The organism is Gemmatimonas sp. (assembly GCF_044344655.1).
Classification (GTDB): domain Bacteria; phylum Gemmatimonadota; class Gemmatimonadetes; order Gemmatimonadales; family Gemmatimonadaceae; genus Gemmatimonas.
The window spans coordinates 44,437-51,445 of sequence record NZ_JBIJCN010000020.1; the positions used below are offsets into that span (position 1 = coordinate 44,437).

6 protein-coding genes are annotated in these 7,009 nt (G+C 66.6%); 5 read left to right on the forward strand and 1 reads right to left on the reverse strand.

Annotated features, from left to right (window positions below; all coding sequences use genetic code 11):
* The first annotated feature begins 20 nt into the window (after window positions 1-20).
* The 5 genes from ACIQ51_RS07500 to bchZ all read left to right on the forward strand — a co-directional run bounded on the left by ACIQ51_RS07500 (window position 21) and on the right by bchZ (window position 6,442).
* Window positions 21-1,256, forward strand: coding sequence for a methyltransferase (locus ACIQ51_RS07500; protein WP_396204407.1), 1,236 nt, complete (start codon window positions 21-23; stop codon window positions 1,254-1,256).
* Between the two features lie 129 nt (window positions 1,257-1,385).
* Window positions 1,386-2,339 (forward strand): chlorophyll synthesis pathway protein BchC, encoded by a 954-nt coding sequence (bchC, locus tag ACIQ51_RS07505; RefSeq protein WP_396204408.1) that lies wholly within the window; start codon window positions 1,386-1,388, stop codon window positions 2,337-2,339.
* Complete coding sequence (locus tag ACIQ51_RS07510; RefSeq protein ID WP_396204409.1) at window positions 2,336-3,331, forward strand: chlorophyllide a reductase iron protein subunit X; 996 nt, start codon at window positions 2,336-2,338, stop codon at window positions 3,329-3,331. The genes bchC and ACIQ51_RS07510 overlap by 4 nt, the downstream gene beginning before the upstream one ends.
* Before the next feature lie 97 nt (window positions 3,332-3,428).
* Window positions 3,429-4,985: a chlorophyllide a reductase subunit Y gene (bchY, locus tag ACIQ51_RS07515; RefSeq protein WP_396204413.1), complete on the forward strand. Its 1,557-nt coding sequence runs from the start codon at window positions 3,429-3,431 to the stop codon at window positions 4,983-4,985.
* Window positions 4,985-6,442: a chlorophyllide a reductase subunit Z gene (bchZ, locus tag ACIQ51_RS07520; protein ID WP_396204410.1), complete on the forward strand. Its 1,458-nt coding sequence runs from the start codon at window positions 4,985-4,987 to the stop codon at window positions 6,440-6,442. The genes bchY and bchZ overlap by 1 nt, the downstream gene beginning before the upstream one ends.
* Window positions 6,443-6,547: 105 nt before the next feature.
* Here the strand turns inward: bchZ and ACIQ51_RS07525 are convergent.
* Window positions 6,548-7,009 (reverse strand): alpha/beta fold hydrolase (locus ACIQ51_RS07525; RefSeq protein WP_396204411.1); only part of this gene is annotated, 462 nt, incomplete at its 5' end.

Below are 7,009 nucleotides of genomic sequence, written 5' to 3' on the forward strand. Positions count from 1 at the left end.
CCAAAGGCTATCCTCGGCCTGTGACTCCCCCCGAACAGGCGCTGTCTGCGCCCTCCGTTCCGGCGGCTGACCGCCTGCGTGCGCCGGCCGCCGTCGACCATGCGCCCGTCTCCGCGGCCACGTCTGGTGCCGGTATCCCGGCACCGGGGCCGTTCGAACGCATTCGGGACTGGTGGTACAAGCTGGTGGCGACCGACGAGTTCCAGCGCTGGAGCGCCCGCTTCCCGCTGACGGCCCCCATCACGCGGTATCGGTCGAAGAAGGTCTTCGACCTCGTCTCGGGGTTCGTCTACACCCAGACGCTGTATGCCTGCGTGGAGCTCGACCTGTTCGACTACCTCGCCGACGGCGCGAAGACCGTCGAAGAGATCGCGGCGCGCGGCAGGATGCCGGTCGCCAGCGCGGAGCGCCTGCTCAATGCAGCGGTCTCGCTCGGGTTACTGCTCAAGCGGCGGCATTCGCGGTACGGCCTGGGACCGTTGGGCGCGCCCCTGGTGCGCAACGTGGGGGTGACGGCGTTGATCCGGCATCACAAGATGGCCTATCACGATCTGGCCGACCCCCTCTCGCTGCTCCGCCAGGGCTCAGATTTCCGCACCGAGCTGTCCCGCTACTGGTCGTATGCCGACGCGCCGCGTCCGCAGGCGATCGACGAAACGCGCGTAGCGGCGTACTCGGAAATCATGGCCGCCACCTTACCGCCGGTCGCCCACGACGTGCTCGACGCCTACGACCTCCGCAAGCACGAGTGCCTGCTCGATGTCGGCGGGGGCGAAGGGGTGTTCCTGTCACTCGTGGGAGCGCGTCACCCGTCGTTGCAGTTGCAGCTGTTCGACCTGCCCGCCGTGGCGGCGCGCGCGCGGACGCGCCTCGAGCAGGCGGGCTTCGGTGAGCGGGTCACGTGTCACGGCGGCAATTTCCACGCGGACCCGCTCCCAACCGGTGCCGACGTGATCTCGCTGGTGCGCGTCCTCCTCGATCACGACGACGAGTCGGTGGGGCGCCTGTTACAGCGGGCGAGGGCCGCCCTGCCCCGCGGGGGCAAGCTGATCATCGCCGAGGCACTGGCGGGCGCGAAGGGGGCCGAGACGGTGGGCGACGCCTACTTCTCGTTCTACCTCATGGCCATGGGCAAGGGGCGGGCTCGCCGAGCATCGGAACTCCATCGGATGCTTCAGATAGCCGGCTTCCGGCGCAGCCGCGAGCTCCCCACCCGGTTTCCGATTCAGACGGGGTTGATCATCGCCGAAGTGTGAGGCCGTCGGCGCCGGGCCCCTCTCCCACCGGACACTTGGTCCGAACCGTCCTATCGGTCTCGGAATCCATACCCGAACGTTTGAGTCAGAATATTGACAGCATCGACTGTCAACCTCACTGTACACCCCGTGAAGACCCTTGCCGTCGTTTTCGAAGAGCCGACCACGCTGTCCGTCCGTGAACTGACGCTCGTCGAGCCCGCCCCTGCCGATGTGGTGGTGGCCATGCAGTGGTCCGGTATCAGCACCGGTACCGAAAAGCTGCTGTTCACCGGCCGCATGCCCCCGTTCCCCGGACTGGGCTACCCGCTCGTCCCTGGCTACGAGGGCGTCGGTCAGATCATCGAGGCGGGTCCCGAGTCGGGACGCCACATCGGCCAGCAGGTGTACGTGCCCGGCTCGAAGGGGTTCAACGAGGCCCGTGGCCTCTTCGGCGGCCAGGCCTCCCGCGTGGTGGTCCCCGGCGGCAAGACCATCCCGCTCGCCGACCACGTTGGGGAGAAGGGCGCCCTCTTCGCCCTCGCGGCCACGGCCCACCACTGCCTCGAGCCCGATCCGGCCAACCACCTCGACAAGCTGCCCGGCCTCATCGTCGGCCACGGCGCGCTTGGCCGATTGATCGCGCGCCTGTGCGTGCTGTACGGCGCGCCGGCGCCCACCGTGTGGGAGACCAACCCCATCCGCATGGACGGCGCGCGCGGCTACACCGTGATCCACCCGAACGACGACACCACGCGCGGCTACAAGGTGATTTGTGACGTGAGTGGCGCCGACGGCATCATGGACGCGCTCGTAAACAAGCTCATGCCGGGCGGCGAGATCGTCCTCGGCGGCTTCTACAGCGAGCCCGTCTCGTTCACGTTCCCGCCGGCCTTCCTGCGCGAAGCGCGCATCCGCATCGCGGCGCAGTGGAAGGAGCAGGACCTCACGGCCATCACCGACTTCGCCAACAGCGGGAAGCTCGACCTCGATGGCCTCATCACGCACTGCGAGCCTGCGGCGCGTGCCGCCGACGCCTACGCTACGGCGTTCGGTGATCCCCACTGCGTCAAGATGATCCTCGACTGGAGATCTGCTGCATGAGCGAAAACGGTCTGCACCAGCTGCACAGCAACGTGCGCGACGAAGCCACGGCCGAACCCGAAGACGTGCACACAGGTCCGGTGACCAAGGAAACGCAGATCATCGCGATCTACGGCAAGGGCGGTATCGGTAAGAGCTTTACCCTTGCCAACCTGTCCTACATGATGGCGCAGCAGGGCAAGAAGGTGCTGCTGATCGGCTGCGATCCGAAGTCCGACACCACGTCGCTCCTCTTCGGCGGCAAGGCCTGCCCCACCATCATCGAAACCAGCAGCCGGAAGAAGCTCGCCGGTGAGGCGGTCTCCATCGGCGACGTCTGTTTCAAGCGCGATGGGGTGTATGCCATGGAACTCGGTGGCCCCGAAGTAGGCCGCGGCTGCGGCGGCCGCGGCATCATTCACGGATTCGAAACCCTCGAGAAGCTCGGCTTCCACGACTGGGGCTTCGACTACGTCCTGCTCGACTTCCTCGGCGACGTGGTGTGCGGCGGTTTCGGCCTACCGATCGCGCGCGACATGTGCCAGAAGGTGATCGTGGTCGGCTCGAACGACCTGCAGTCGCTCTACGTGGCCAACAACGTCTGCAGCGCGGTCGAGTACTTCCGCAAGCTGGGCGGCAACGTGGGCGTGGCCGGCATGGTGATCAACAAGGACGACGGCACCGGTGAGGCGCAGGCGTTCGCGAAAAACGCGGGCATTCCCGTGCTCGCGTCCATCCCCGCGCACGAGGACATCCGCCGCAAGAGCGCGAGCTACGAGATCATCGGCAAGCCCGATGGCGAGTGGGGCGCGCTGTTCGCCGAACTGGCGCAGAACGTGGCCGACGCGCCGCCCGTGCGCCCCAAGCCGCAAACGCAGGATCAGCTACTCGGCCTCTTCTCCGCCGAATCGACCGGCCGCGACTTCGTGATGGAGCCCGCCACCTTGTTCGACATGGTCGGCAAAGAAGAAATCGTGAAGCCGACCCTCGAAGTCGTCTACGACGCCGTCTGATCCCCGAGAAATCACTGACATGGCGACCGACAAGGAAGTCGTTTACGACGCCGCCGGTGACGCGCCGATGCTGAACGATGCGGACGCGCCCGGGGGCATGGGCTGCGCGCCGGCTTCGGCACGCGCGGCACTGCCGGTCGTGGATGGCGCGCAGATCAACGTAGCAGCCACGCAGCAGGACGGCCTCGGCTGCCACTCCGGCGCAGACCAGATGCGCGAGGCCGCACGGGCCGCGGGCAAGAGCGAGGTGCTCGACCGCTATGCGGCCGACTATCCCAAGGGCCCGCACGATCAGCCCCAAAGCATGTGCCCGGCGTTCGGCTCGCTGCGCGTTGGGCTCCGCATGCGCCGCACCGCGACGATCCTCTCCGGGTCGGCGTGCTGCGTGTACGGTCTGACCTTCACGAGCCACTTCTACGGCGCGCGCCGTACCGTTGGCTACGTCCCCTTCAACTCCGAGACGCTCGTCACCGGCCAGCTCTTCGAGGACATCCGCGATGCGGTGTTCAAGATGGCCGATCCGGCGTTGTACGACGCGATCGTGATCACCAACCTGTGCGTCCCCACGGCGTCCGGTGTGCCGCTGCAGATCCTCCCGAAGGAGATCAACGGCGTGCGCATCATCGGCATCGACGTGCCGGGCTTCGGCGTGCCGACGCACGCGGAAGCCAAGGACGTCCTCGCCGGGGCGATGCTCAAGTACGCGCGCCTCGAAGCCGAGCAAGGTCCGGTGCAGGCGCCGCGCGGGGGGCGCGCGCAGAAGCCGACGGTCACGCTGATTGGCGAGATGTTCCCCGCCGATCCGGTCGGCATCGGCATGATGCTGGACGGGATGGGCCTCGCGGCCGGTCCCGTGGTGCCCACGCGCGAGTGGCGTGAACTGTACGCGGCGCTCGACTGCACCGTGGCGGCGGCGATCCATCCGTTCTACGTCGCGAGTTTCCGTGAGTTCGAGGCGGCCGGGCGCCCCATCGTGGGCTCGGCCCCGGTGGGCTATGACGGCACTGAGGCCTGGCTCGAGAACATCGGCCAGGCTGCCAACGTGTCGCGCGAGCTGATCGATGCGACCAAGAACCGCATGCTCCCCGCCATTAAGGGCGCGCTCTCGGCAATGCCGATCACGGGGCGCATCACCCTGTCCGGCTACGAAGGCTCAGAACTGCTGGTGGCGCGCCTGCTCGTGGAGAGTGGCGCCGACGTGCGCTACGTGGGGACCGCCTGCCCGCGCACCCCCTACAGCGACAGCGATCGCGAATGGCTTCAGGCGCGGGGCGTGCACATCCAATATCGCGCCTCCCTCGAGCAGGACTGCGCCGCGATGGAGGAGTTCAAGCCCGACCTCGCGATCGGCACCACGCCGGTCGTGCAGAAGGCCAAGGAGCTCACCATCCCCGCGCTCTATTTCACCAATCTCATTTCGGCGCGTCCGCTCATGGGGCCCGCCGGCGCGGGGTCGCTCGCGCAGGTCGTCAACGCCGCGATCGGCAACAAGACACGCTTCGACGAGATGAAGGCGTTCTTCGGCGATGTCGGCAGCGGGTACAAGGCCGGCGTGTGGGAAGACGTACCGCAGGACAAGCCGGAGTTCCGCGAGCACTACAAGCGGCACATCGCCAAGCTCGCGCGTGCCCGCAAGGCCGAGGAGATGGTCTGATGTCGCTGATTCTCGATCTCGATCGAGCCGGTGGCTACTGGGGCGCGGTGTACGTGTTCACCGCGATCAAGGGCATGCAGGTAGTCATCGACGGCCCCGTGGGGTGCGAAAACCTCCCGGTGACGTCTGTCTTGCACTACACCGATGGTCTGCCGCCGCACGAATTGCCGATCGTGGTGACCGGCCTCGCCGAAGAGGAACTCGGCCAGCACGGCACCGAGGGCGCCATGAAGCGCGCGCACGGCACGCTCGACCCCGAACTGCCAAGCGTGGTGGTGACCGGTTCGATCGCCGAGATGATCGGCGGTGGCGTGACGCCGGAGGGCACGGGCATCCAGCGCTTCCTGCCGCGCACGATCGACGAAGACCAGTGGCAGGCGGCCAACCGCGCCATGTACTGGCTCTGGACGGAGTACGGCCTCAAGAAGGGCGTGCGCCCCAAGAAGCGGGAGCGGCAGCCCGGCGACAAGCCGCGCGTGAACATCATCGGCCCCATCTACGGCTACTTCAACACGGCGAGTGATCTGCACGAGATCCGTCGCCTGGTGGAAGGCATCGGCGCCGAGATCAACATGGTGTTCCCGCTCGGCAGCCACATGCAGGACGTTCCACGGCTCGTGGATGCCGACGTGAACATCTGCATGTACCGCGAGTTCGGGCGCCTGCTGTGCGAGGATCTCGAGGTGCCCTTCCTGCAGGCGCCCATCGGCCTCCACAGCACGACCAAGTTCCTGCGCACGCTCGGCGAATTGCTGGGGCTCGATCCCGAGCCCTTCATCGAGAAGGAAAAGCACACCACGATCAAGCCGCTCTGGGATCTGTGGCGGTCGGTCACGCAGGACTTTTTCGGCACGGCCAGCTTCGCGATTGTGGCCAACGAAACGTATGCCCGAGGGGTACGCCATTTCCTCGAGACGGAGATGGGGCTCCCCTGCACCTTCAGCTTTGCGCGTCGACCAGGGGTGAAGCCGGATAACCAGGCCGTGCGCGACGCGATCAAGACCAAGCCGCCGCTGATCATGTTTGGCAGCTACAACGAGCGTATGTATCTGGCCGAAGCCGGGTCACGCTCCATGTACATTCCGGCGTCGTTCCCGGGGGCCATCATCCGTCGGCATACCGGTACGCCCTACATGGGGTACTCGGGCGCAACGTACATCGTGCAGGAAGTGTGCAACCAGCTGTTCGATGCCCTGTTCCATATCCTCCCGCTGGGCACGGAGATGGACAAGATCGACGCCACGCCGGCGCGCTTGCATCAGGAGTTGCCGTGGGATGACGATGCCAAGGCCGTGTACGACGAGCTATGCGAAGGCTTCCCCATTCTGATTCGTATTTCCGCCGCCAAGCGGCTGCGGGACGCGGCAGAACGGGATGCGCGCGATCTGGGCGACAGTACGGTGACGCGGGACCACGTGCTGGCCAGCCGGCGGTCATTGCAAGGGGCAACCAGCTGAGCTGAGGTCCCGGAGTGCCTGTCAGAAAGTGGAATAGCGCGAACTTCTTTATAAGGAGTTCGCGCTATTCCGCTTTGAGGCCCGGGGGATAATTTCGGGCGTCGATTAGAGCCTGCGGTCCTGCAGCAGGCGTATCACCACCTCGGGCCGCTCTTCCGGCAACAGGTGCCCTCCCTCTTCGACCACCAACTCCACTCCCGGAATGCGTTCCAGCGCGCGCCGCAGTGAGGTGAGAGGAATCCAGCGGTCATTCCGGGCAGCGATCAGCTGCACGGGAACGCGCAGGACGCCAATGTCGCGGAAGAGCGACGGCAGGTCCCAGCGGGACATCATGGTGATGGCGGCATGCACATGCGCTGGGCGGCTGCACAGGTGCATGTATCGGGACAACTGCGCGGGGGTGAGCGGAGAGCCGGTGCTCTCGAGCATGCGTTTCAGAATGGGAGTGGTGGCAGCCAGACGCGCCGCGGAGCCGGCCACGGCCTGCGATTCCACGAGGAGGCCGACGAGCGGGGCGAGCAGGGCCACGTACCAGTCTGGCGGCGGCACAAGCGCTGGGCAGCAGCC

Coding starts and splice junctions, on each gene's coding strand:
- ACIQ51_RS07510 (WP_396204409.1), top strand. CDS start 2,336: ATGAGCGAAAACGGTCTGCACCAGCTGCACAGCAACGTGCGCGACGAA.
- bchY (WP_396204413.1), top strand. CDS start 3,429: ATGGGCTGCGCGCCGGCTTCGGCACGCGCGGCACTGCCGGTCGTGGAT.
- bchZ (WP_396204410.1), top strand. CDS start 4,985: ATGTCGCTGATTCTCGATCTCGATCGAGCCGGTGGCTACTGGGGCGCG.